The organism is Marinobacter alkaliphilus (genome assembly GCF_055394375.1).
Map to the genome: position 1 here is coordinate 1,891,569 of NZ_AP043751.1, position 23,991 is coordinate 1,915,559.

The window sequence follows — 23,991 nt, forward strand, 5'->3', positions numbered from 1 at the left end:
GTCTGCTCCCGCTGGCCGTTAATGGGACTTACGCACACGCAGATACCACTCAGCGAGCAAGCGGACCTGTTTCTCCGTGTACCCACGTTCGACCATGCGTTCCACAAACTGTTTGTGCTTCTTCTGGTCTTCCTGGCTGGCTTTCGGGTTGAAGGAAATCACCGGCAGCAGGTCTTCGGTGTTGGAGAACATCTTCTTCTCGATCACGCTGCGCAGCTTCTCGTAACTGAGCCAGCTGGGATTCTGGCCCTGATTGTTGGCCCGGGCCCGCAGCACAAAGTTGACCACTTCGTTGCGGAAGTCTTTCGGGTTGCTGATGCCCGCAGGCTTCTCGATTTTTTCCAGCTCGTCGTTGATGGAGGCGCGGTCCAGAATTTCCCCGGTTTCCGGATCCCGGAACTCCTGGTCCTGTATCCACAGGTCGGCGTAGGTCACGTAACGGTCGAACAGGTTCTGGCCGTATTCGCTGTAGCTTTCCAGATAGGCGGTCTGGATTTCCTTGCCGATGAATTGCACATAGTGCGGTGCCAGGTATTCCTTGATGAACCTCAGGTATTTTTCCTGAATCTCAGACGGATACTGTTCCTGCTCGATCTGTTTTTCCAGCACGTACAGCAGGTGCACCGGGTTGGCCGCTACTTCGGTGGTGTCGAAGTTGAATACCTTTGACAAAATCTTGAACGCGAAGCGGGTAGACAACCCATCCATGCCTTCCATCACCCCGGCGGCGTCCCGATATTCCTGGATGGACTTGGCTTTCGGGTCGGTGTCTTTGATGCTCTGGCCGTCGTACACCTTCATCTTGGAGAAAATGCTGGAGTTTTCCGGCTCCTTGATGCGCGACAGCACCGAGAACTGGGCCAGCATGTCGAGGGTGTCTGGGGCACAGGGGGCGCCGGCCAGGGAGCTGTTTTTCAGCAGCTTGCGGTAGATCTCGATCTCTTCGGTAACCCGCACACAATAGGGCACCTTGACGATGTATACCCGGTCAAGGAAGGCTTCGTTGTGCTTGTTGTTGCGGAAGGTCTGCCACTCGGATTCGTTGGAGTGGGCCAGGATAACGCCGTCGAAGGGCACGGAACCCATACCTTCGGTGGTGTTATAGTTGCCTTCCTGGGTGGCGGTCAGCAGTGGATGCAGCACCTTGATGGGGGCCTTGAACATCTCCACAAATTCCATCAGCCCCTGGTTGGCTTTGCACAGGCCGCCACTAAAGCTGTAAGCGTCTGGATCCTCCTGGGAGAAGTCTTCCAGCATACGGATGTTGACCTTGCCCACCAGTGCCGAAATATCCTGGTTGTTGTCATCACCGGGTTCGGTCTTGGACACCCCGATCTGGTCGAGCACCGACGGGTAGCGTTTCACCACCCGGAACTGGCTGATGTCGCCACCATACTCGTGCAGGCGTTTGACGGCCCAGGGCGACATGATGTTTTTCAGGTAGCGGCCGGGAATGCCGTATTCTTCCTCCAGAATCGGGCCGTCTTCGTCCGGGTCGAACAGGCCCAGGGGGCTTTCGTTGACCGGCGAACCTTTAATGGCATAGAACGGCACCTTCTGCATCAGTGCCTTGAGTTTTTCCGCCAGGGAGGATTTGCCGCCGCCCACCGGGCCCAGCAGGTAAAGAATCTGCTTCTTCTCTTCCAGGCCCTGGGCGGCGTGGCGGAAGAACGACACGATGTTTTCCACGGCTTCTTCCATGCCGTAGAACTCGGAGAATTCCGGGTATCGCTTGATGACTTTGTTGGAAAAAATGCGTGACAGGCGAGGGTCACGGGAGGTGTCGATCAGTTCTGGTTCGCCGATGGCTATCAGCATTCGCTCGGCGGCGGTGCTGTAGGCTGTTGGGTCCTTTTTGCAGATCTCCAGGTATTCCTCAAGGGAGTATTCTTCCTCCTGAGTGGATGCATACCGGTCTTTGAAGTGCTGCAGAATGCTCATAGATGGCCCCTCGCTTGCTCTTGCTTGTTATAAAACCGCTTTAACTCACGCAATATCCCCGTTGCTGAAACGCCGCCGGTCCGGGCGGTGTGCTCTGGTTAATAGGTTGATGGGATGGTTCTGTTAAACAGGTATACGTTATCCGGAGCTTTCCGGCCTGCTTAATCTGAGCTTAGTTCAGAGTTCGGGGGTTGGACAGGTGGGGTTCACCTTAGGTTCATTAAATTATGTTACGGGGCGTATCGGATTGGTGGCCTTCTGGGCGTCCTGGGTTGGGGGGCTGACGTACACCGGGGCAGGATTTTCTTGGGCAAACTGAAACTCGCTTTGCTCAGACATTCAGTTTGCCCAAGAAAATCCTGCCCCGGCATACGTCGATCGAGACCTCGAAGGGGCCGCTTTTGGACTGCGGTGGGCCACTTATTTCTTTATTAGTGTAAACACGCTTTCTGCGGCGCCGTTTCTCAGGCCTCTTCTTTTGGCGAAGGGGTTGTCGTGGGCCATGTCGCGCTTCAGTACGTGGTTAACTTCGTAGTCCTCGCTATACAGCTGGAACACTTCCTCGTCGCTGACGTTGAAGGGAGGGCCTTGCATTTCGTTGCTGTCGTAATCGAGGGTGATCAGCAGGATTCTGGTGCCGTCCGGGATGATGGCGGTCAGGTGGTCCACATAGCCTTTGCGCATTTCCGGGGGCAGGGCGATGAGCGCTGCACGGTCGTAGACGAGGCGGATGTGTTTGAGGTCATCGGGCACCAGTTGGAAGAAGTCGCCGCACCAGATTTGCAGGTCGTCGTGTTTGAAGGTAGTGAAGGGTTCGCCCGGATGCACCTTGGCTTTCTCGCCGGCCTCTTCGAAGAAATCCTTGCAGGCGATGTCGCTGATTTCCACGCCAATGATGGGGTGGCCACGGTCGTGGAGCCACCACATGTCATGGGCTTTGCCGCACAGGGGCACGAACACGGCTTCGGTGCCCTGGCCGGCCAGCTCCGGCCAGTGGTCATGCAGGTACTGGTTTACCGTGCCCTCGTGGAAGCCGATTTGGCTCTTTTCCCAGCGTTCGTGCCAGAATTCGTGTTCCATGGTTTGCCTCCCTGAGTTTGCTCGTTTTACTCAGTCTACCTTAATCTGTGCGGTTCTTGAGTTGGGAGAAAAGTATGAAAGCGGTGTTTCTTGATAGCCAGACCCTTGGCAGTGATGTGGATCTGTCGCCGATTGAGCAGGTAACCGGTGGCCTGACCTGTTATGACCGAACCTCGCCCGAGCAGGTTGTGGAGCGGATTCAGGGTTTTGATACGGTGCTGGTGAACAAGGTGGTGCTGGGCAGGGAGCATTTCGACGCCTGCCCGGAGCTGAAGACGATTGCGGTGGTGGCCACGGGGCTGAACAACATTGACCGGGCGGCGGCAAAGGAGCATGGGATCACCGTGATGAACGTGACCAACTATGGCCGTTCCACCGTGGCCCAGCACACCATGGCGCTGATTCTGGCGCTGGCCACGCGGTTGCTGGATTACAATCGGGATGCCCGAAATGGTACCTGGGGTAAGAGTGATATGTTCTGCCTGATGGACTACCCGATTATGGAGCTGGAGGGCAAAACGCTGGGTATTGTCGGTTATGGCGACCTGGGGCAGGGTGTTGTGGAACGGGCAAAGGCCTTTGGTATGAACATTGTGCTGGGTTGTCGGCCGGGGCAGCAGCCCGGAGAGGTCGATGGCTATTCCCGGGTTCCGCTGGACGACCTGTTGGCGCAGGCCGACGTACTGTCTCTGCACTGCCTGCTGACCGATGACACCCGGAATATGATTGGTGAGAGGGAACTGGGGTTGATGAAACCCACAGCGTTGCTGATCAACACCAGCCGGGGAGGTCTGGTAGATGAAGCGGCGTTGGCGAATGCCCTGCGCAACGGTCAGATCGCCGGGGCCGGGTTTGATGTGCTGACTGAGGAGCCGCCACGCCACGGGAATCCATTGCTGGCGGAGGATATTCCGAACCTGATTCTTACCCCCCACTCCGCCTGGGCCAGTCGTGAGGCCCGTCAGCGAATTGTGGGGATTACCGCAAGGAATCTTGCGTCACGGGCATGATCTGCCGGTTCCGAACTCATTGGCTAGAGAATCGGCTTGTTAACAGCCGGTTGGCTGATAAGCTGTAGAAAACACTGACAAGCAGGATCTTGCGTGGCATCAATTCAAACCAAAGAGCGGCTTCAGGCGGCGGAGAAGTGGATTCTCGCCAACCCCAATCCACCGCAGAAATGGCCCTGGACCTGGCTCTATAAAACCGGGCGTTCTGTGTATGCCGTGGCTAGGGATGTCATCAGCGGGCAGCTGACCCTTCACGCCATGAGCCTGGTCTACACCACCTTGCTAAGCATTGTGCCCTTGCTGGCTCTGAGCTTTTCGGTGCTTAAAGCGATGGGTGTGCACCAGCGCATGGAGCCCTTGCTATACCAGTTTTTTGAGCCGATGGGCCCCCAGGGCATGGAGGTTGCAGAGCGCATCCTGGGTTTTGTCGATAACATGAGAGTTGGCGTGTTGGGCTCTGTGGGCCTGGCGTTGCTGGTGTACACCGTCATCTCGCTGGTCCAGAAAATCGAACGTTCGTTCAATATGATCTGGCGCGTGCCCGAGATGCGATCCATGGCCCAGCGCTTCAGCAACTATCTGAGCGTGATCATGGTTGGCCCACTGCTGATGGTCTCAGCCATTGGCGTGACCGCCACCATTTTTTCATCCAACGTTGTGCAGCGGTTCATGGAGATTGAACCGTTCGGTTCTTTGATTGTGATGGTCAGCCGCTTCACCCCGTTCTTCCTGGTGGTGGGGGCCTTCACGTTTGTCTATGTGTTCATCCCCAATACCCGCGTAAAGCTGCGTTATGCGTTCATTGCTGGTTTGATAGCAGGGGTCTCCTGGCAGGCGGCGGGCATGCTGTTTGCGTCCTTTGTGGCCAATTCGACCAAGTACGCGGCGATCTATTCGGGGTTCGCGGTGGGCATTATTCTGCTGATATGGACCTACCTGAACTGGATGATCCTGCTGCTCGGCGCCAGCCTGGCCTTTTACATGCAGAATCCGGGGTCTGTGGCCAAGCGTCAGAATGTGCAGCTGGCGCCGGAGTTGCAGGAACGGGTGGGCCTGGCGTTGATGTGGATGGTGGCCAAGCCGTTCAGCCTGGGGCAGCCTGCACCGCAGCAAGAGGCACTGGAGTATGAGCTGCGTGTACCTGGGGAGGTTACACGGAGCATCAGTGACAAGCTGATTCGCGCCGGACTGTTGAGTCTGGCGGGGCGCAATGGTGATCAGTTGGTACCCGGCAAGGCATTGCACCTGATCACAGTCGGGAGTGTGCTCCAGGCCATCCGCCGGGATGAGGACCGGGTTGTTGACCGCCTTCCAAGCAGTGCCATGCCGGTGCAGCTGAGAGATCTGGTGGGTCACGGTAAGGATGTCAGTTTCGCGGAGTTGCTGGCTGGCGGGGAAGATTCCCCAGACAGCGCCACGGATGCCTCGAAGGTGTCAGGCGTCAGCTTTTGAGCTTTTGCCTTCCTGTAGCATCCTGAGCACGGCCTTGCGCACCGGGGTGACCTGCTCCGGTGTCAGGTGCACGATTTGAGCCAGCTTGTCTTCCGGCAAATTGCGCTGGCGAGCATGGCGCAGTACTTCACGGGTTCCCAACAACAAGCCATCGGTGAGCGCCGAATGGGCTTGCCTGGGCGCCGGGCGTTCGGCCGAGAGCAGCCAGGCATGATATTTCGGCGGCAGGTTCCAGACATTGGCCAGCAGTTGGCAGGCTGCCCATTGATGTCGGATCAGGGCTGTCCTCAGAACCGCTGGCTCTGGCTCGCTGCCGGCACTCTGAGCCCGGTAGATGCGGCCAAGCTCCCGGCGAATGGTAATATAGGCAAGTGCCGGCAGCAGCCCCACCATGAAATGGGCACTGGTGTCGTCGCGGTGAATGCGGGCAATCAGTTCCGTTGCCCGGGCGCAGGTCAGCCCCCAGCGCCAGGCACGCTGTGCAAACAGGGCTTCCCGACTGTTTCTTGCCGCCATCATCGGGCGCATGACCGCCGCTGAAATGACGTTCCGGATGCCATCCAGCCCCAATACAAATACGGCTTGATCCACCGACTCTATGGTGCTGTCACCGGGCCGGAAGTAGGGGCTGTTGGCTACCTGAAGGAGTTGGTCTGTGAGCGACGGGTCACTCAGGATGATGTCGGTAATCTGCTTGCGGTCGGTTGTTTCGTTAGACAACGCCCGCATCAGCATGGGCAGGCTGCCGGGCCTGCGCGGTAGCTCTTCCATCTCACTGGTGCGCAGGCGGCGCTCCAGTTCGGTCAGTATTTGTTCTGCCCCGGCGGGTTCGGATCGGAGCATGGCCGGAGAAGCGTCAAGCAGCCAGCAGAACAGGTGATCTTCCAGCTGTTTGACAACTACGGCGTCTGAAGCGTGTTGTTCGGGGCTGTGACTTTGCGCCGGGTTAAACAGGCGTGTCTCGGTGGCCGCCGCGGCAGGCGGCGGCGTCGCAAACAAGCCTGATATCCAGGAAAAAAAGGTTCATCGCGGGTTAGCGTGAAAAAGTAGGAGACGGCGGTCAAACCGGTTAGTTTTGAGTTCGCCAAAACAACAAACCTGACCGACTCACCGCCGTCCCTATGAATGCTAATCCTCTTGCCCTGTTCTGGGAAGGATTCACGATAGAATCGTATGCCCAGATTGACGCTCAATCTCTGCTCATCCGACTGCAACCTGCCGACGATTACTTGCCATGCTGCAGTGGTTGTAATCAGCACACGCTTGCCATCCATGACATCAGCACCCGACGAGTCCGAGAACGCGACCTGTTCCAATACCGCGTCTGGCTGGACGTGCCAGTTCGCCGAGTTCGTTGTACGACCTGTGGCCCCAAGCTTGAACAGATTCGCTGGTTACCAGGGCGACAGCGTCTGACGGCAGGCATGGTCAGTTGGATTGAATCCCTGGTACGACTGATGCCGATCCAACATGTGGCAACGCTGCTAGGGTTGCATTGGCATACGGTCAAGGCCATCGACCATCGGCGCCTCAAACGAGAAGTGACTGAGCCAGATAAACGCCGGATTCGTCGACTGATCATGGATGAGTTCGCCTTGTTCAAGGGACACCGCTACGCCACCGTGGCGATTGATGCGGATACTCAACAAGTCCTCTGGGTTGGAGAAGGCCGCAGTCGAGCAGCGGTACGCCCCTTCTTTGAATGGCTGGGGCCGGAAACCTGTGGCCAGATCGAAGCCGTGGCGATGGATATGAATACCGCCATGGACCTGGAAGTTCAGCACCACTGCCCACAAGCACGGGTGGTCTATGACCTGTTCCACGTTGTAGCAAAGTTCGGACGGGAAGTGATTGACCGTGTCCGGGTCGATCAGGCCAATCAGCTTCGACACGACAAGCCGGCTCGCAAAGTAGTGAAACGAAGTCGCTGGCTGTTGCTCAGAAACCGAGGCAACCTCAAGGACGAGCAGGCTCTGAAGCTCGAAGAACTGCTGCAAGCCAACCAGCCCCTGATGACTGTCTACGTCCTGAAAGACCAGCTCAAAGAGCTCTGGTACGCTCCCTCAGAGGCCGATGCCAGACAACGCTGGCAAGACTGGCTAAATCTGGCTATGAGTAGTGGGCTGGCCCCCGTGCAGCAGTTTGCCAGGCGCCTCAAGGGCTACGTCGACGGCATTATCGCCAGCGCGGTCTACCGGTTGAACACCAGTGTGTTGGAGGGAATGAACAACAAGATCAAGGTGATCAAGCGGGTGGCCTACGGCTACCGGGATAACGACTACTTCTTTCTGAAGATAAAAGCAGCATTTCCCGGTAAAGCGCGATGAACCGAAAAAAAGCCCGGCATCCATTGCCTCCGATTTAACGTGTATTTAAAAGTGACCGTTCACCGGATCAGTATAGTGGCGTTATGCAACCCTGCACAGTCTTGTGTGGCTTCAGAAGAAGGCTTCTCCAAACACGAATACCAGTTGGCACACACCGGCGACGAAGCCCAGAAAAGCCCCAACCAGAATCAGTTTGATTTCGTCTTCCTGGAAACAGGGGCGCAGCAGATCCTGGAATTCTTCTGATGACAGCGCAATCATCCGCTCAACCATGATCGATTCGACGGCGCGGGCACGGTCCTGCTCGAACACAGGGTTGTTGAAGGAGCTTTGGGAGATCTGGATGGCTTTCTCGCCCACCTGATTTTTCAGGGTGGCAAAGCCGGTCGGGCCGAAGGCCATCTGGGTCAGGGCTTTGCCCATGCCAGCGGTTTCATCCACCAGAGGTTTGATGTGTTTCTTGACCATATTACGGGCACGGTCGCCCTTGGGGCCTTCAAGTATGGAGTTGATGATGTTGCCCACGGTGAGGATTTCATGGGTCACGATGTGACAGAAAGACTCGGCAACTTCCGGCTGACGCTTGAGAAACAGGCCCTGGAGCCGAAGTGGGCCCACTTTGTGTTCATGAAGTGGTCGGAAGATCACGTTCAGGGCAATCCAGTTGGTGGCCCAGCCCACCAGAAGGCCGAACAGGGGCAGTACCCAGATGGCGGGGTAGAAGTACCAGACGGCCATCTGGATCAAGCCGAACAGGAAACCGAAGTAGAGGCCGGAGTTGATGATGAAGCGGAACTCTACGTCGCCGCATTCCAGGAAAATGCGGTTGAGCAGTTTTTTGTCGCGAGCCAGGCGCTCGATGACCATGCCTTTGATGTCCAGCAGGTCTTCGATGTTGTCTGAGATGTCGTCAACCAGGTTGTCGACCAGTTGGGGTGTGGACTTTCGAACCCTGTCGTAGACCATTTTGCGGGCGGATGCTGGCAGGTTTTCCCAGAAGGAGGGGTATTCCCGGAGCATGAGTTCGTCTACGTATTCTTCGATGCGTGGGTCGACGGTGTAGATGATGTGGGCGGCCAGGACTTTGGGGTCGATCTGGTCGAAGATTTCCTGGACGGTGCCGATTTTGGAAATGGTGGCATCGACGCTGATGGCGGCCATCTTTCTGGCTTTGGACGGGATGATGCCTTGCCAGCCCAGGAGCGGTGGTTTACCAATGAATTCAAGGGGGTAGAAGGTCATTTTGATGGCGAGCCAGTTGGTGCTCCAGCCGATCAGGGCCGCTATCACGGGGATGCTGAGGTATTGCCAAAACTCTGGATTGGTAAGTAGATCTGTCATCCTGGGCTCGCGAATCTATTTATTTTTACCTGGTCCTTGGTGCCCGGCAGCGGGTTGCGGAGAGGCTTTCCAAAACACGCTGTGAATACGTCCTTGTACGCTCCGCTCCGCCATCCATGGCTCCGCAGGGTTTTGGAAAGCCTCTCCGCAACCCGCTGCCCCTAAATCGGCAATGGCTTCAGGCTTTTTTGTCAGACAAGGATAATGTTGGTCGGGGCCAGATCTGTCAATGACTGCGATGCCCGCAGGTTTGCCAATCAGGGCCACAAACCTCAGCTGCCGATGTCTCCCCACAGCCACTGGCACAGCGCAATGGCAGCGACCGGGGCGGTTTCGGTGCGCAGTACCCGGGGGCCAAGGGCCACGGGCAGGAAGCCGTTTTGTTCTGCAAGGTGGATTTCATCGGCGGTCAAACCGCCCTCCGGGCCGATCATCAGGGCAACGCTGCCCGGCTTGGTGAGGGTGTTCAACGACTGCTCCGTGCGGTGGTGGAGTACCAGTTGCAGGTCGGCGGTCTGGCTGTATTGCAGCCATTCGGCAACGGTCATTACTGGCAGTATGTTCGGTACCCTCGCCCGGCCGCATTGTTCGGCGGCGCTGATGGCGACTTGCTGCCAGTGGCGCAGGCGTTTTTCTTCCCGGTCACCTTTGAGTTTTACATCGGAGCGTTCGGTGGTCAGGGGTGCGATGGTGGTGGCGCCCATTTCGACCGCTTTCTGCACCGCGTAATCCATCCGGTCGCCTTTGGATAATGTCTGGCCCAGGATGATGTTCAGGGGAGATTCGGTGTTGTTGGTTTCCGCCCCGGTTATTTCTACCTGAACGTTTTTCTTGCCGGCCTGGGTGATGGTGGCGGTGTAGTCCTGGCCGTCGCCGTTGAACAGGCGCAACTCCTGGCCTGGCTGCATGCGCAGTACCCGGCCCACGTGGTTGGCGGCGTTTTCGTCAAGCTCGCAGAGACTGCCCGCCTGGAGTGGGCTGTCTGTGAATATCCTGGGTATGCGCATGGGCTGCCCTCAGCCTTTTACCGCGATGCCGATGCCTTCGGTCGCTACCTGTGCCAGGTGGCGTATCTGGTCTTCGGTGATGACATACGGGGGCATGAAGTACACCACGTTGCCCAGGGGCCGTAGCAGTGCCTGGCGGGTGAGGGCGTGTTGGTAGACTTTCAGACCCCGGCGTTCCTGCCAGGGGAACGGGGTTTTACTGGCTTTGTCTTTAACCATTTCGATGGCCAGGGTCATGCCGTGCTGGCGGATGTCACCGACGTTGGGGTGGTCGGCCAGGTGGGCGACGGATTCAGCCATGCAGCGGGACAGCTGGCGGTTGTTTTCGATGACGTTTTCGTCCCGGAAGATGTCCAGGGTGGCCAGGGCGACGGCGCAGCCGATGGGATTGCCGGTGTAGCTGTGGCTGTGCAGGAAGGCGCGCAAGGTTTCGTAGTCGTCGTAAAAGGCGTTGTACACGGTTTCGGTGGTCAGCACGGCGGACAACGGCAGGTAGCCGGCGGTAAGTCCCTTGGACAGGCACATGAAATCCGGGGTAATGCCGGATTGTTCACAGGCGAACAGGGTGCCGGTGCGACCAAAGCCCACGGCGATCTCGTCGGCAATCAGGTGTACGTTGTAGCGGTCGCAGGCTTCCCGCAGCTTGGTGTGGTAAATCGGGTGATGCATGCGCATGCCGCCGGCGCACTGAATCAGGGGCTCAACAACCACGGCGCAGATTTCGTCGTGGCGTTCGGCCAGCAGTTTCTCCATGGCCTCGAACTGGCGCAGGGCATAGTCTTCGTCGGTTTCACCCGGTTCCTTGTTGTAGGCATCCGGGGACGGGGCGGTAAGAACCTCCATCAGCAGTGGCTGATAGGTGTCTTTATAGAGCGCCACGTCACCGAGTGCCAGTGCACCCAGGGTTTCGCCGTGGTAGCTGTTGCTGAGATTGACGAAGTTTTTCTTGCCGGGCTGGCCCAGGTTTTTCCAGTAGTGGTAGCTCATCTTCAGGGCAGCTTCGATGGCGGATGAACCGTTATCCGCGTAGAAGCACTTGCTGAGCCCTTCGGGCGTGACTTCGATCAGGCGCTCAGACAGGCTGACCACCGGTTCATGGGTAAAACCGGCCAGAATCACGTGTTCCAGCTGGCCAATCTGTTCCTGGATAGCGGAGTTGATCCGCGGGTTGGCGTGGCCGAACAGGTTCACCCACCACGAACTGACCGCATCGATATACCGGTTGCTCTCGAAGTCTTCCAACCACACGCCTTCGCCGCGCTTGATGGGAATCAACGGCAGGCTTTCGTGGTCTTTCATCTGGGTGCAGGGGTGCCACACGGATTTGAGGTCCCGTGCGACCAGATCAGCATTACGCATCGTGTTCTCCTGTCTTCCCGGCTGGGGCATTTTGTTTGAGACCGCCCATGATACTTCCCGGAGCGCTCGGTTAACAGCGCCCCGGTTGTGACCCAGAACAGCGGTGGCGTGTGAACCAGTCGGATGGCTTCCATGCCAGAAACGCTCGTTCGGGCGGCCAATGTGAGGATGGCCGGCTGCAGCAACAATGAATTCAACATAACAGGAGGCGATTATGGAGCTGACTCTGGAGCATGCCTATGAGGTAGGGCTGGATCACATCATCGAACGGTTCTTCAGTGAGCATCACATTATTGAAAAGAACCAGAAGCTTGGTTCCCGGAACCTTCGTGTAGCTGAGCTCCAACGGGACGATGCTGCGGCCAAGCTGGTCATTGAGCGGGAAATGATGGCGTCAGCCCCGGTCCCCGGCATGCTGGCCAGCTTTCATCGGGAGTGGAACCGGGTGCGCCAGGAAGAGCACTGGTTCAAGAAAGACGATGGCGAGTGGCACTGTGAGTTCCGGGTAAAGATTGATGGGGTGCCAGCTCGAATCAAGGGCATTATGCGTTTGCTGGGCAATGGTAATCGCTGCATCAACTACGTGAACCTGTCTGTTCACTGCGATGTGCCTTTCCTCGGCAAGAAGGTGGCTAAGTTTCTGGCAGAAGATTCTCACGCAAAGATTGAACGGGAGTATGAGGTTACGCGTCAGTTGTTGTGACGTTTGCTAACCGCCGCCCGGTGATGGTCATGGCGGGTGTTCATTTGCTGGTGTAGTCTCTTGTTTAAACGTTCCAAAACAAGAGCCTGGTAACGGAAGGACTGAATTACTATGCCCGCACAAACTGTCTGGATTACCGGAGCCTCCTCCGGCATTGGCGAGGCGCTCGCCCTTCGATATGCGAAACATGGCGCGCGTCTTGTGTTATCTGCCCGCCGTAAAAGCGAACTGGAGCGAGTTGCAAGCCGCTGCCTTGAGGCCGGCCTGGAGGAGGGGCATGTGCTGGTCTTGCCGCTGGATGTGACTGACTGGGCTTCTTTGCCCGGTGCCGTTCAGGCGGTGCTGGAGGCCTTCGGTACTATCGATCTGCTGGTCAACAACGCAGGCGTCTCTCAACGCTCCTTGTGCAAAGATACCGATATGGCGGTCTATCAGAAGCTGATGGACGTGGATGTGATGGGCCAGATTGCACTCACCAAGGCGGTGCTGCCCCATATGCTGGAGCGTGGCGCCGGGCACCTGGCGGTCACCTCCAGTGTGGCTGGCAAAGTCGGTGCCCCCATGAGAACCGGATATTGCGCCGCCAAGCATGCGGTGATGGGCTTTTTTGATGCCCTTCGTGCGGAAGTGGAGGGTGAGGGTGTTCAGGTGTCTACCATTACACCCGGTTTTATTCGCACGGATATTTCCCGCAATGCCCTTTCGGGCGATGGCTCTGCTTTTGGTGAGGAAGATGCAGATATTGCCGGTGGCATGGACGTAAACGAATGTGCCGAGGTGATTTTCAAGGGGCTTCAAGCGAAGAAGCGCGAAATCCCGGTGGGTAAGGGCAAGGAAATGGCGGCGCTCTGGGTTAAGCGGCTGTCGCCGGAGTTGCTGTTCCGCCTGGCCAGAGCGTGACTGCAGGCCTCGGTAAGCCTTAGACAACTACCGAGGCCAAACGAACCGGGTGCGAGGCGGTCAGTGCGCCAGCACCCGTGAAAGAAATGCCTGGGTGCGCTCGTTCTGGGGGTTGTCGAAGACGTCGTCGGGCCTGCCTTCCTCGACAATCTGGCCCTCATGAATGTAGATCACCCGGTCTGCGACTTCCCGGGCAAATCCCATCTCGTGGGTAACCACCATCATGGTCATCCCCTCCTTGGCCAGCTCTCGCATGACATCCAGCACCTCCCCGATCATTTCCGGGTCCAGCGCCGAGGTAGGTTCGTCGAACAGCATCAATCGGGGTTCCATGGCGAGGGCCCGGGCGATGGCTACCCGTTGCTGCTGGCCACCCGACAACTGGCTGGGGTATTTGTCGGCCTGGTTGCCGATGCCTACTCTGTCCAGCAAGCGCTCTGCGGTGGCGTTGGCCACTACCTGGGACGCCTTTTTGACTTTCATGGGGGCCAGCATGATGTTCTTTCGTACCGTCAGGTGAGGGAACAGATTGAACTGCTGGAACACCATGCCCACTTCCTTGCGTATTTCCGACAACGCCTGCTGGTTGCCACCTTTGGGCGCGAGTTTCTGGTTATCTACTTCCAGGACGCCGGATTCATACTCTTCAAGGCCGTTCACACAGCGGATCAAAGTGGACTTGCCGGAGCCGCTGGCACCGATAATCACCACTACTTCTCCCTGCTCGACGGTCAGGTCAATATCCTTGAGGACATGCAGTTTGCCGAAGTACTTGTTCATGCCCTTCATTTTCACAATCTGAGTCATTACTCGGGCTCCTTCAGACAGACGCTACGCCACGGCGCTCAAGCAAACGCAGGAGCAGGGACAGAGTTAAGGTGATGGCCAGGTACATGAGTGCGACCACGAAATACACCTCAAACGCGGTAAACGTGTTGGCAATGTACACCTGCCCCTGACGGACCAGTTCACCTACGCCGATGACAGAAAACAGGGACGTGTCTTTGATGCTGACAATGCCCTGGTTGCCCAGTGGCGGAATCATGCGCCGGAACGCCTGGGGCCAGATGATGGACCAGAAGGTCTGGGTTCTGGAGAGCCCGAGCGACAGGCCTGCTTCGGTCTGGCCCTTGTCGATGGACTGCACGCCACCGCGCACCACTTCGGAAATATAAGCGCCGGAATTGAGTGCGATGGCTGCAATGCCAGCGGTGAGCGGGTCGATGGGCCCACCGACCAGGTCTGGCAGCCCGTAGAAAATAAACAGGACCTGAACCAGAATCGGCGTGCCACGAAAAATCTCGATGTAGGCAATGGCGGGCCAGCGCAGGAACCAGCTTTTGTTGATGCTCAGCAAACCGAACAGGATGCCCAGCACAAAGCCGATGGCCAGGCCGCCAAAGGAAATCATCAGAGTGTAGGGGATGCCTTTGGCCAGAAATGGAATGGCATGGATTGCTGCCTGCCAGTCAAACTGAAACTGGAATTCCACAGTGTGAGTCTCCGTTGAGTTGGGAGGAACCGGTCAGGGCGTTGTACGCCCTGACCAGAACGGATGGCGGGTTACTTGTCTTCAGGCATGGGGCCAAACCATTTTTCATAAATGGTCTTGTAGGTACCGTCTTCCTTAATAGAGGCAAGTGCTTCGTTGACCGGGCCAACCCATTGGCTGCCCTTTTTCAGGGCGATACCGTACTGCTGGCCTTCATAAAGCTGGCCGACGGTTTTCACCCGGCCTTCGCCACGGGTGCTGGCAAAGTAGCCAACGTTCGGGGCATCGTAGAACACCGCATCAATGGCTCGGGACATCAGTGCCATATACATATCGGAGCTGCCCGGGTACGGCGTGACACCGCCATTGTTATCCAGGTTTTGCATCAGGAAGTCGTAACTGGTGCTGCCGATCTTGGTGCCAACTTTTTTGCCCTCAAGATCAGAAAGCTCATCGACATCACTGTTGTTTGCCCGCACCAGAATCCGCAGGCCGGAGTCGTAGTAGGGGTCAGAGAAATCGACAATCTGCTTGCGCTCTTCGGTGATGGTAATGCCGGCGATAGCGATATCCACGTTGCCGGTTTGCAGGGCCGGGATAATGCCATTGAAATCCATGGTCTGCAGGTTGTACTCAAAGCCCGCGCGCTCGGCCACCTCAGAGATGATATCCATGTCGAAACCGATCATCTCGCCGGTTTCCTGGTCCATCATTTCAAAGGGGACAAAACTTGGGTCGGTCACCACTCGGAGGGTTTCTGCACTAACGGTTGACGCTGCAACCGACAATGCCAGACCAGCGCCCAGTGTTTTCAGCCATTTCGTGCTCATGTGTTCTCCTTTCTGTTTTTTGTGCTCCGTTTGCCCGGTAAGGCAATCCGCACAGGTAACCGCTTTTAGCGCATGCCCTGCGGGGAGCGTTGATGGGAATACATCAGATACAGGTTAGACCAGAAAACGAGGATTTGCAGAAAATCAGTTGGTTATAGCGGCAGGAGGATAAAACGAAAGCCCTCTGCAGAGGTGCAGAGGGCTTCGGGGAGCAGATCAGAAAGCGATCTTCTCCCGGTCGCTGATGCCCAGATTCTTCCAGATGGAGATACTGGGTTCAGCCTGGTTCAGGGTGTAGAAGTGCAGCCCGGGCGCCCCGGCTTTCAACAGCTTTTCGCACATTTCGGTGACCACTTCTTCGCCGAACTTGCGGATGCTGTCGGTGTCGTCGCCGTAGGCTTCGAGTTGCTTGCGGATCCAGCGGGGGATTTCCGCACCGCACATATCCGAGAACCGCACCAGGCTGGAGAAGTTGACGATCGGCATGATGCCCGGCACCACCGGAATGGTGACGCCCATCTTCTCCAGGCGGTCGATGAAGTAGAAGTAGCTGTCGGCGTTGAAGAAGTACTGGGTGATGGCGCTGTTGGCACCGGCCTGTACCTTCCGTGCGAAGTTCTTCAGGTCTTCCTCGGCGTTGCGCGCCTGGGGATGAAACTCCGGGTAGGCAGCCACTTCCAGATTGAAGTGATCACCGCTGTGCTCCCGGATAAACTCCACCAGCTCGTTGGCGTAACGCAGCTCACCGGAGGCACCCATGCCTGAGGGCAGGTCGCCGCGCAGGGCGACAATCCGGTTGATGCCGTTCTCTTTATACAGATCCAGCAGCTCCCCGATCTCTGCGCGGGTACCACCCACGCAGGACAGATGCGGTGCTGTGGAAATGCCCTGCTTGTGCAGGTTCAGTACCGTTTCAATGGTGCGGTCCCGGGTGGAACCGCCGGCGCCGAAGGTGACCGAGAAGAAATCCGGGTTCACCTCGGCCAGCTGGTTGCGCACCGCCTGGAGTTTTTCCTTGCCCTGATCGGTCTTGGGCGGGAAAAACTCAAAGCTGAAACGGCGCTTGAATTGCTTCTGGGATTCCATGATCGTTTCCGCTTAGTACCTGTAGCTTTCCGGCTTGTACGGGCCTTCGACCGGCACACCGATGTATTTTGCCTGGTCCGGCGTCATCTTGGTGATCACGCCACCAAAGCCTTCCACCATGGCGCGGGCCACTTCTTCGTCCAGCTGCTTGGGCAGAACCTGAACGTAAACGCCCTTGGCCTTGGACTCTTCTGGCAGGTCAGCAAACTTGCGCTCGAACAGGTACATCTGGGCCAGCACCTGGTTGGCGAAGGAGCCATCCATGATCCGGGACGGGTGACCGGTGGCGTTGCCCAGGTTCACCAGGCGACCTTCGGACAGCAGGATCAGGTGGTCGTTGGCGGCCTTGTCGCGGTACACCACGTGCACTTGCGGCTTGACCTCGTCCCACTCCCAGTTCTTGCGCATGTAGGCGGTGTCGATTTCATTGTCGAAGTGGCCGATGTTGCACACTACGGCGCCGCTCTTCAGGGCCTTCAGCATGTTCGCGTCGCACACGTTGACGTTACCGGTGGTGGTTACCAGCAGGTCAGTGGTGCCCAGCAGCTCGGTGTTGATGCCCTGCTCGGTGCCGGTGTTGATGCCATCGATGTACGGAGACACCACTTCAAAGCCGTCCATGCAGGCTTGCATGGCGCAGATCGGGTCGGCTTCGGTCACTTTTACGATCATGCCTTCCTGACGCAGGGAAAGGGCAGAGCCTTTACCTACGTCACCGTAACCGATCACCAGCGCTTTCTTGCCAGACAGCAGGTGGTCGGTGGCGCGCTTGATGGCATCGTTCAAGCTGTGGCGACAGCCGTACTTGTTGTCGTTCTTGGACTTGGTGACCGAATCGTTCACGTTGATCGCCGGGATCTTCAGGGTGCCGTCACGCAGCATTTCCTGCAGGCGGTGAACGCCGGTGGTGGTTTCTTCGGTGACACCGTGCACGTTGTTGATGATTTCCGGGTATTCGTTATGCAGCAGCTCGGTCAGGTCGCCGCCGTCGTCCAGGATCATGTTCGGCTGCCAGCCGTCCACGTCTGCACCTACGGTGCGGTGCAGGCACCATTCGTATTCTTCGTCAGTTTCACCTTTCCACGCGAACACGGGAATGCCTTGCGCCGCGATGGCGGCTGCGGCCTGGTCCTGGGTGGAGAAGATGTTGCACGATGACCAGCGCACGTTAGCGCCCAGCTCGACCAGTGTTTCAATCAACACGGCGGTCTGGATGGTCATGTGGATGCAGCCCATGATGTTGGCGCCTTTCAGCGGCTGCTCGGCTTTGTATTTCTCGCGCAGTTTCATCAGGGCGGGCATTTCGCCTTCGGCGATTTTGATTTCCTTGCGACCCCAGTCGGCGAGGGTGATGTCGCGGACTTTGTAGTCTTCAAACGTGGTCAGTTTTTCTGCCGGAGTGCTCATTTGGGTGTTCTCCTGTCAGTCTGCTTTGGCCTTCGGAGTTCGTGATCCTCTGGCCGCATGATTTGGGTGCCGCGGGAGTGGGGTTTTGCTTTCGCGGAACCGCTACGAGCACATCCATGTGCGCTTCTCTCAGGCCATCCCTGGCCTTCGAAATTCCGCGAAAGCAAAACCCCACTCCCTCGTTTTAACATTTGGCGTATGCGGTCTTTTCTACGCCGCTCAATCTGTTTCAGGCCTCAGGTACAGCAATTTTTAAGGCCTTTTTTCTGGATAAGCCCTCACCGATGTTGCAAAGCGGTGGTGAGGTAAGTCCTTCGGGGACTGTTGAGGGCCATGGACGGCCCGAAACAAGCGCACATGGATGTGCTTGTAGCGTGTCCCCGAAGGACTTACCTCAGCGCCGCCACCCCCAGACGGTGGCGGGCTGGGCCAAAATAGGGCCCAACTCAAGGAGTCAGACCCAAATTCGTCAGATGCCCGCGGCATCCTTCAGAGCCGCAGCGCGGTCGGTCTTCTCCCACGGGAACGCGGTGAAGGTCTCGCCGCCAACGGTCATCTCGTATGGGTCGCGGCCGAAGTGGCCGTAGGCTGCAGTGGCCCGGTACATCGGGTGCAGCAGGTCCAGCATGTTGGTGATCGCATACGGGCGCAGGTCGAAGTGCGCGCGTACCAGGTCGATGATCTTGTCGTCGCTGATCTTGCCAGTGCCAAACGTGTTCAAAGAAATGGAGGTCGGCTGGGCTACACCGATGGCGTAGGACACCTGGATCTCGCATTTCTCGGCCAGGCCTGCGGCCACGATGTTCTTGGCCACGTAACGGCCGGCATAGGCGGCAGAACGGTCAACCTTCGAGGGGTCTTTGCCGGAGAACGCACCACCGCCGTGACGGGCCATGCCGCCGTAGGTGTCTACGATGATCTTACGGCCGGTCAGGCCACAGTCGCCCACCGGGCCGCCGATCACGAACTTGCCGGTCGGGTTGATGTGGAACTGGGTGTCTTTGTGCAGCAGTTCTTCCGGCAGCGTGTGCTTGACGATCAGTTCCATCACCGCTTCTTTCAGGTCTTCCTGGGTCACGTCCGGGTCGTGCTGGGTGGACAGAACCACGGCATCGATACCGACAACCTGGCCGTTCTCATAGCGGCAGGTGACCTGGCTCTTGGCGTCCGGGCGCAGCCACGGCAGCAGGCCGCTCTTGCGGGCTTCGGCCTGGCGCTGTACCAGCCGGTGAGAGAAGGTAATCGGGGCCGGCATCAGCACGTCGGTTTCGTTGCTGGCGTAGCCGAACATCAGGCCCTGGTCGCCGGCGCCCTGGTCTTCCGGCTTCTGGCGGTCAACGCCCTGGGCGATGTCGACAGACTGTTTGCCGATGATATTGATCACGCCACAGGTGTCGCCGTCGTAGCCCACGTCTGAGGAGGTGTAGCCGATGTCTTTGATCACACCGCGCACCAGGTCTTCCAGGTCTACCCAGGCGCTGGTGGTGATTTCACCGCCAACGATGGCAACGCCGGTCTTGACCATGGTTTCGCAGGCCACGCGGGCGTGCGGGTCGTCGGCCAGGATGGCATCCAGTACCGCATCGGAAATCTGGTCGGCCAGTTTGTCCGGGTGGCCTTCAGAGACCGATTCGGAGGTGAAGATGTTGTAGTCAGACATAGCGGTGCTCCTTTGTGAGCGTTTTCAAAGTCAGTGTACGTATTTCTACGTACGACAATATCAAAGTTTTTTGATGTTCCAGTATCCGCTCGGGCCTCAGGCCGTTGCGGACGTTTTCCAGAATTCCCGTACCTGCACCTGAAAACCGTTGCGCAGGCCAATAAACAGTTGTTCTCCGGCGCTCAAGCCGGCATCAGCGGCCCAGGCGGTCAGCTCTTCCGGCTCAAAGCCAAGCCAGAGGTCGCCGCAATTCTCTTTCGCCCAGTCCTGATCATGGCTGCACAAATCACTGACGATAAAACAGCCACCGCTGTTCATCAGTGCCGCGGCATCCAGGAAGATGTCCGCCGGGCTGGGCACATGGTGCAGCACCATGTTGGCGACGATCAGGTCAAAGGCATCACCGCGGGCCAGCAGCGTGTCGGTGACGCCTTCAATCAAATCCACATTATTCAAACGCTCATCAATACAGGTGCGGGTGGCCGTGGCCAGCATGTCCTTGCTGTTATCCAGCGCTACCACGTGTTCAAACAGGGCTGACAGTACGGGCAGGAAGGCACCTTCACCTGGGCCGATTTCCAGCGCACTGCGCCATTCTTGCCGGGTAGTGCGCTTGCGGATCAGCTCTGCTGTGGGCTCGGCATAAAGGTCAAAGGCTGCAATCAATTCCTGTTGTTCCCGGAACTGCTCCGAGTGTCGGGAGAAAAACGCCTGGGACTGCTCCGCCCGCTGCTCCCGGATTGCCTCAATCTTCTCTTCCAGCTGCGGCGGCAAGGGCACGCGGTCTACCGTCTCGAATATCTGCCGGATCGCCTGGTCCGCCAGTTTGTCGCTGTCCAGATGCAGGGGGCGGCGGTAGAAAATGGCGTTGCCTTCACGCTGGGGTTCCAGCAACCCGGCCTTGTTCATCACTTTCAGGTGATGGCTCATGCCGGACTGGCGCATATCAAACAGCTGGCTCAGCTCCAGCACGCCGAAGGTGTCACGGCGCAGCACCCGCAGGATTTCCAGGCGCAGTGGGTCTCCGCTCGCCTTGAAGATCGGTGCCAGGGTGTCCACGGAGGACAGTTCGTTAGCATGTGCATTGAGTGAGGTCATTGTTGGCAAGTGTAGGGGTGATTGGTTGGTCGATCAATAGCCATATCAAAATTTTTTGATATAGGTTTATGGCTTTGTGAAATCAGTTGCTTTGGCGAGTTTGTGCCGCCGTCATCGGAAAACAACTACATATGGATTTGCCCCCGCACACTGTAATCGGCGAAAATACGCGCCTTCTTTTTGAGCAGTTTTTGCAGCTTGAAGTCTTTTCCTGAAAAACACTGGAGAATTGTCAATGCCGTCCCGTAAAGATCTCGCCAACGCCATACGCGCGCTGAGCATGGATGCGGTTCAGAAAGCCAAGTCCGGCCACCCGGGTGCGCCCATGGGTATGGCGGATATTGCCGAGGTGCTGTGGAACGATTATCTGAGCCACAACCCGGCCAACCCGCACTGGGCCAACCGCGACCGCTTCGTGCTGTCGAACGGCCACGGCTCCATGCTGCAGTATTCCCTGCTGCACCTGAGCGGGTACGACGTCTCCATTGACGACATCAAGAACTTCCGCCAGCTGCACTCCAAAACCCCGGGCCACCCGGAATACGGCTATACGCCGGGCATCGAGACCACCACTGGCCCGCTGGGGCAGGGCATTGCCAATGCCGTTGGTTTCGCGCTGGCCGAGAAATCCCTGGCGGCGCAGTTCAACCGCCCGGGCCACGAGATTGTTGATCACTACACCTACGCATTCCTGGGCGATGGCTGCCTGATGGAAGGCATCTCCCACGAAGTCGCCTCCCTGGCCGGTACTTTGGGCCTGGGTAAGCTGGTGTTCTTCTACGACGACAACGGCATTTCCATTGATGGTGAAGTAGAGGGCTGGTTCACCGACGACACGCCCAAGCGTTTCGAATCCTACGGCTGGCAGGTTATCCCGAATGTGGATGGCCACGATGCCGATGCCATTCGTGCGGCCATCGAAGCGGCCCGCGCGAATACCGACCAGCCCACCATCATTTGCTGCAAAACCATCATCGGCTTTGGTTCCCCCAATAAACAGGGCAAGGAAGATTGCCACGGCGCCCCGTTGGGTGACGATGAAATCGCCCTGACCCGGGAAGCGCTGGGCTGGCAGCACGGTCCGTTCGAAGTGCCTTCTGAAATTTACGCAGCCTGGGATGCCAAAGAAAAAGGCGCCGCTGCCCAGAAGGCATGGGAAGAGAAATTCGCCGCCTACGAAAAGGCCGAGCCGGAACTGGCCGCTGAGTTCAAGCGCCGCATGGCCGGCGAGCTGCCGGCAGACTTCTCTGAAAAAGCTCAGGCCTACATTCAGGAATGCCAGGACAAGGGCGACACCATCGCTTCCCGTAAGGCATCCCAGAACACCCTGAACGCCTATGGCCCGCTACTGCCGGAACTGATGGGCGGCTCCGCCGATCTGGCCGGTTCCAACCTGACCATCTGGTCTGGTTGCAAAGGCGTGACCAAAGACGACGCCTCCGGTAACTACATCTATTACGGTGTACGTGAGTTCGGAATGGCCGCCATTATGAACGGCATCGCCCTGCACGGCGGCTTTGTTCCCTACGGCGCCACCTTCCTGATCTTCATGGAATACTGCCGCAACGCGGTACGCATGGCGGCTCTGATGAAGCAGCGCTCCATCTTTGTCTTCACCCATGACTCCATCGGTCTGGGCGAAGACGGCCCCACGCACCAGCCCATCGAGCAGATGGCCAGCCTGCGCACCACGCCGAACATGAGCATGTGGCGCCCGGCCGATACCGTGGAATCTGCGGTAGCCTGGAAAGCCGCCCTTGAGCGCAACGACGGTCCCACCGCCATGGTGTTCTCCCGTCAGAACCTGCCGCACCAGCAGCGTGACGCCGAGCAGCTGGCCAACGTCGCCAGGGGTGGCTACGTGCTGTCTGACAGCGAAGGCACCCCGGAGCTGATCCTGATTGCCACCGGCTCTGAAGTGGCCCTGGCCCAGGACGTTGCCGCCAAGCTGCGCGAGCAGGGCAAGGCTGTGCGTGTGGTGTCCATGCCGTCTACCGATGTATTCGACGCCCAGAGCGCCGAGTACAAGCAACAGGTGCTGCCGCTGGAAGTCACCAACCGTATCGCCATCGAAGCCGGCATTGCTGACTACTGGTACAAGTACGTGGGCCTGGACGGCCGGGTTGTGGGCATGACCACCTTCGGTGAGTCTGCGCCTGCTGGCGAGTTGTTCAAGGAATTCGGCTTCACCGTCGATAACATCCTGGAAGTGGCTGACGAGCTCCTGGACGCCTGATGACCAACTCAACGCCGTTTCGCATCGCCATCAACGGGTACGGCCGCATAGGCCAGTGCGTGTTGCGGGCACTCTATGAAAACGGCTATCGCGACCATCTGCAGGTGGTCGCGATTAACGAGTTGTCGGATATCGACACCATCGCCCATCTCACCAAATACGACTCCACCCATGGGCGGTTTCACGGTGAGGTGGCGGTGGATGGCGATAACCTGGTGGTCAACGGCGATCGCATCCGTGTGCTGCGCCACCCGGACCCGAGTGATCTGCCCTGGCGTCTGCTGGACGTGGACCTGGTGCTGGAATGCTCCGGCGCCTACTCCGACCGTGCCACGGCGGAGAAACACATTGAGGCGGGCGCCCAACGCCTGCTGTTTTCCCAGCCGGGCGAATCCGATGTGGACCGCACCGTGGTGTTCGGAATCAACGACCACCAGCTGAATGCTGAGGATGTGATTGTGGCTGCGGGTTCCTGCACCACCAACTGTCTGGTACCGGTGATCAAGGTACTGGACGATGCCTTTGGCGTGGAGCAGGGCAGCACCACCACCATCCACGCCGCCATGAACGACCAGCCGGTGATCGATGCCTACCACCACCAGGACCTGCGCCGCACCCGCAGTGCGCTGCACAACATCGTGCCGGTAGACACCGGCCTGGCCCGCGGTATCGAGCGTTTGTTGCCGCACATGGAGGGGCGCTTCAGCTCCGTCGCCATGCGGGTGCCAACACTCAATGTCTCTGCGATAGACATGGTGGTGAATGTGCGCCAGGCCACCGATGTGAAGGCGGTAAACCAGTTATTGCAGAACGCCGCAACGGGCTCGTTGAAAGGCATTCTCGGCTACACCGACGAACTGCTGGCCAGCTCCGACTTCAACCACGACGCCCACTCCGGCGTAGTCGACGGCGGCCAGACCCGGGTCACCGGCGGCACCATGGTGAAAGTGCTGTGCTGGTTTGATAACGAATGGGGCTTTGCCAACCGGATGCTGGATGTCAGCAAGGTCTGGCTTGAGAAAACTGATTGATGAGCCACGGACCACACGGACGAACACGGAC

The 23,991-nt window shown here is 58.0% G+C and carries 20 protein-coding genes; 7 read left to right on the forward strand and 13 right to left on the reverse strand.

Features of this window, described 5'->3' with window-relative positions; all coding sequences use genetic code 11:
• Positions 1 to 18: 18 nt before the first annotated feature.
• Positions 19 to 1,941, reverse strand: coding sequence for a PrkA family serine protein kinase (locus ACZ5Q2_RS08535; RefSeq protein WP_058092716.1), 1,923 nt, complete (start codon positions 1,939 to 1,941; stop codon positions 19 to 21).
• Positions 1,942 to 2,361: 420 nt separating this feature from the next.
• Complete coding sequence (gene tmpT / locus ACZ5Q2_RS08540) at positions 2,362 to 3,021, reverse strand: thiopurine S-methyltransferase (RefSeq protein ID WP_058092717.1); 660 nt, start codon at positions 3,019 to 3,021, stop codon at positions 2,362 to 2,364.
• Between the two features lie 74 nt (positions 3,022 to 3,095).
• Here tmpT and ACZ5Q2_RS08545 point away from each other — a divergent pair, with 74 nt between their 5' ends.
• Complete coding sequence (locus tag ACZ5Q2_RS08545; RefSeq protein ID WP_058092718.1) at positions 3,096 to 4,031, forward strand: D-2-hydroxyacid dehydrogenase; 936 nt, start codon at positions 3,096 to 3,098, stop codon at positions 4,029 to 4,031.
• Between the two features lie 93 nt (positions 4,032 to 4,124).
• Positions 4,125 to 5,483, forward strand: a complete 1,359-nt coding sequence (locus tag ACZ5Q2_RS08550) for a YihY/virulence factor BrkB family protein (protein WP_058092719.1) — start codon at positions 4,125 to 4,127, stop codon at positions 5,481 to 5,483.
• On the opposite strand, the gene ACZ5Q2_RS08555 is transcribed toward ACZ5Q2_RS08550, so the two are convergent.
• A complete protein-coding gene (locus ACZ5Q2_RS08555) occupies positions 5,466 to 6,482 on the reverse strand; it encodes an HDOD domain-containing protein (protein ID WP_432210227.1) in 1,017 nt (338 codons plus the stop codon). The two genes, ACZ5Q2_RS08550 and ACZ5Q2_RS08555, sit on opposite strands and share 18 nt — an antisense overlap.
• Before the next feature lie 122 nt (positions 6,483 to 6,604).
• Between ACZ5Q2_RS08555 and ACZ5Q2_RS08560 the strand changes: the two genes are divergently transcribed.
• Positions 6,605 to 7,810 (forward strand): ISL3 family transposase, encoded by a 1,206-nt coding sequence (locus ACZ5Q2_RS08560; protein ID WP_011785425.1) that lies wholly within the window; start codon positions 6,605 to 6,607, stop codon positions 7,808 to 7,810.
• A 111-nt stretch (positions 7,811 to 7,921) separates the two neighbouring features.
• Here the strand turns inward: ACZ5Q2_RS08560 and ACZ5Q2_RS08565 are convergent, their stop codons facing one another.
• From ACZ5Q2_RS08565 to ACZ5Q2_RS08575, 3 genes are all read right to left on the reverse strand, one after another.
• Positions 7,922 to 9,151 carry a DUF445 domain-containing protein gene (locus tag ACZ5Q2_RS08565; protein ID WP_058092721.1) on the reverse strand — a complete coding sequence of 410 codons (1,230 nt, stop codon included), beginning with the start codon at positions 9,149 to 9,151 and terminating at the stop codon, positions 7,922 to 7,924.
• 272 nt (positions 9,152 to 9,423) lie between these two features.
• Complete coding sequence (locus tag ACZ5Q2_RS08570) at positions 9,424 to 10,158, reverse strand: 16S rRNA (uracil(1498)-N(3))-methyltransferase (protein ID WP_058092722.1); 735 nt, start codon at positions 10,156 to 10,158, stop codon at positions 9,424 to 9,426.
• 9 nt (positions 10,159 to 10,167) lie between these two features.
• Positions 10,168 to 11,517, reverse strand: coding sequence for an adenosylmethionine--8-amino-7-oxononanoate transaminase (locus ACZ5Q2_RS08575; RefSeq protein ID WP_058092723.1), 1,350 nt, complete (start codon positions 11,515 to 11,517; stop codon positions 10,168 to 10,170).
• 214 nt (positions 11,518 to 11,731) lie between these two features.
• Here ACZ5Q2_RS08575 and ACZ5Q2_RS08580 point away from each other — a divergent pair, with 214 nt between their 5' ends.
• Positions 11,732 to 12,220, forward strand: coding sequence for a DUF2505 domain-containing protein (locus ACZ5Q2_RS08580; RefSeq protein WP_058092724.1), 489 nt, complete (start codon positions 11,732 to 11,734; stop codon positions 12,218 to 12,220).
• 111 nt (positions 12,221 to 12,331) lie between these two features.
• Positions 12,332 to 13,120 (forward strand): SDR family oxidoreductase, encoded by a 789-nt coding sequence (locus ACZ5Q2_RS08585; protein WP_058092725.1) that lies wholly within the window; start codon positions 12,332 to 12,334, stop codon positions 13,118 to 13,120.
• Positions 13,121 to 13,180: 60 nt separating this feature from the next.
• On the opposite strand, the gene ACZ5Q2_RS08590 is transcribed toward ACZ5Q2_RS08585, so the two are convergent.
• The 7 genes from ACZ5Q2_RS08590 to ACZ5Q2_RS08620 form a co-directional block, all read right to left on the reverse strand.
• On the reverse strand, positions 13,181 to 13,927 hold the full coding sequence (locus ACZ5Q2_RS08590; protein ID WP_058092726.1) for an amino acid ABC transporter ATP-binding protein: 747 nt from the start codon (positions 13,925 to 13,927) through the stop codon (positions 13,181 to 13,183).
• Between the two features lie 13 nt (positions 13,928 to 13,940).
• Positions 13,941 to 14,612 carry an amino acid ABC transporter permease gene (locus ACZ5Q2_RS08595; RefSeq protein ID WP_058092727.1) on the reverse strand — a complete coding sequence of 224 codons (672 nt, stop codon included), beginning with the start codon at positions 14,610 to 14,612 and terminating at the stop codon, positions 13,941 to 13,943.
• 71 nt (positions 14,613 to 14,683) lie between these two features.
• Positions 14,684 to 15,442 (reverse strand): transporter substrate-binding domain-containing protein, encoded by a 759-nt coding sequence (locus tag ACZ5Q2_RS08600; protein ID WP_058092728.1) that lies wholly within the window; start codon positions 15,440 to 15,442, stop codon positions 14,684 to 14,686.
• Between the two features lie 216 nt (positions 15,443 to 15,658).
• Positions 15,659 to 16,528, reverse strand: a complete 870-nt coding sequence (gene metF / locus ACZ5Q2_RS08605; protein WP_061332605.1) for a methylenetetrahydrofolate reductase [NAD(P)H] — start codon at positions 16,526 to 16,528, stop codon at positions 15,659 to 15,661.
• Between the two features lie 12 nt (positions 16,529 to 16,540).
• Positions 16,541 to 17,935, reverse strand: coding sequence for an adenosylhomocysteinase (gene ahcY / locus ACZ5Q2_RS08610; RefSeq protein WP_354445881.1), 1,395 nt, complete (start codon positions 17,933 to 17,935; stop codon positions 16,541 to 16,543).
• A gap of 469 nt (positions 17,936 to 18,404) precedes the next feature.
• Positions 18,405 to 19,595, reverse strand: a complete 1,191-nt coding sequence (metK, locus tag ACZ5Q2_RS08615; RefSeq protein ID WP_230713802.1) for a methionine adenosyltransferase — start codon at positions 19,593 to 19,595, stop codon at positions 18,405 to 18,407.
• Positions 19,596 to 19,691: 96 nt separating this feature from the next.
• Complete coding sequence (locus ACZ5Q2_RS08620; protein ID WP_061332608.1) at positions 19,692 to 20,693, reverse strand: metalloregulator ArsR/SmtB family transcription factor; 1,002 nt, start codon at positions 20,691 to 20,693, stop codon at positions 19,692 to 19,694.
• Positions 20,694 to 20,928: 235 nt separating this feature from the next.
• Here ACZ5Q2_RS08620 and tkt point away from each other — a divergent pair, with 235 nt between their 5' ends.
• Positions 20,929 to 22,929 (forward strand): transketolase, encoded by a 2,001-nt coding sequence (tkt, locus tag ACZ5Q2_RS08625; RefSeq protein ID WP_061332609.1) that lies wholly within the window; start codon positions 20,929 to 20,931, stop codon positions 22,927 to 22,929.
• A complete protein-coding gene (gap, locus tag ACZ5Q2_RS08630) occupies positions 22,929 to 23,960 on the forward strand; it encodes a type I glyceraldehyde-3-phosphate dehydrogenase (protein WP_061332610.1) in 1,032 nt (343 codons plus the stop codon). The genes tkt and gap overlap by 1 nt, the downstream gene beginning before the upstream one ends.
• Positions 23,961 to 23,991: the final 31 nt, after the last annotated feature.

What these genes read in the sequence shown, in the direction of transcription:
- ACZ5Q2_RS08545 (WP_058092718.1), top strand. Translation starts at nt 3,096, where the DNA reads ATGAAAGCGGTGTTTCTTGATAGCCAGACCCTTGGCAGTGATGTGGAT.
- metF (WP_061332605.1), bottom strand. Translation starts at nt 16,528, where the DNA reads ATGGAATCCCAGAAGCAATTCAAGCGCCGTTTCAGCTTTGAGTTTTTC.
- ACZ5Q2_RS08565 (WP_058092721.1), bottom strand. Translation starts at nt 9,151, where the DNA reads ATGACAGATCTACTTACCAATCCAGAGTTTTGGCAATACCTCAGCATC.
- ahcY (WP_354445881.1), bottom strand. Translation starts at nt 17,935, where the DNA reads ATGAGCACTCCGGCAGAAAAACTGACCACGTTTGAAGACTACAAAGTC.
- ACZ5Q2_RS08560 (WP_011785425.1), top strand. Translation starts at nt 6,605, where the DNA reads ATGAATGCTAATCCTCTTGCCCTGTTCTGGGAAGGATTCACGATAGAA.
- ACZ5Q2_RS08575 (WP_058092723.1), bottom strand. Translation starts at nt 11,517, where the DNA reads ATGCGTAATGCTGATCTGGTCGCACGGGACCTCAAATCCGTGTGGCAC.
- ACZ5Q2_RS08620 (WP_061332608.1), bottom strand. Translation starts at nt 20,693, where the DNA reads ATGACCTCACTCAATGCACATGCTAACGAACTGTCCTCCGTGGACACC.
- ACZ5Q2_RS08600 (WP_058092728.1), bottom strand. Translation starts at nt 15,442, where the DNA reads ATGAGCACGAAATGGCTGAAAACACTGGGCGCTGGTCTGGCATTGTCG.
- ACZ5Q2_RS08580 (WP_058092724.1), top strand. Translation starts at nt 11,732, where the DNA reads ATGGAGCTGACTCTGGAGCATGCCTATGAGGTAGGGCTGGATCACATC.
- metK (WP_230713802.1), bottom strand. Translation starts at nt 19,595, where the DNA reads ATGTCTGACTACAACATCTTCACCTCCGAATCGGTCTCTGAAGGCCAC.
- tkt (WP_061332609.1), top strand. Translation starts at nt 20,929, where the DNA reads ATGCCGTCCCGTAAAGATCTCGCCAACGCCATACGCGCGCTGAGCATG.
- ACZ5Q2_RS08535 (WP_058092716.1), bottom strand. Translation starts at nt 1,941, where the DNA reads ATGAGCATTCTGCAGCACTTCAAAGACCGGTATGCATCCACTCAGGAG.
- ACZ5Q2_RS08570 (WP_058092722.1), bottom strand. Translation starts at nt 10,158, where the DNA reads ATGCGCATACCCAGGATATTCACAGACAGCCCACTCCAGGCGGGCAGT.
- tmpT (WP_058092717.1), bottom strand. Translation starts at nt 3,021, where the DNA reads ATGGAACACGAATTCTGGCACGAACGCTGGGAAAAGAGCCAAATCGGC.
- ACZ5Q2_RS08590 (WP_058092726.1), bottom strand. Translation starts at nt 13,927, where the DNA reads ATGACTCAGATTGTGAAAATGAAGGGCATGAACAAGTACTTCGGCAAA.
- ACZ5Q2_RS08585 (WP_058092725.1), top strand. Translation starts at nt 12,332, where the DNA reads ATGCCCGCACAAACTGTCTGGATTACCGGAGCCTCCTCCGGCATTGGC.
- gap (WP_061332610.1), top strand. Translation starts at nt 22,929, where the DNA reads ATGACCAACTCAACGCCGTTTCGCATCGCCATCAACGGGTACGGCCGC.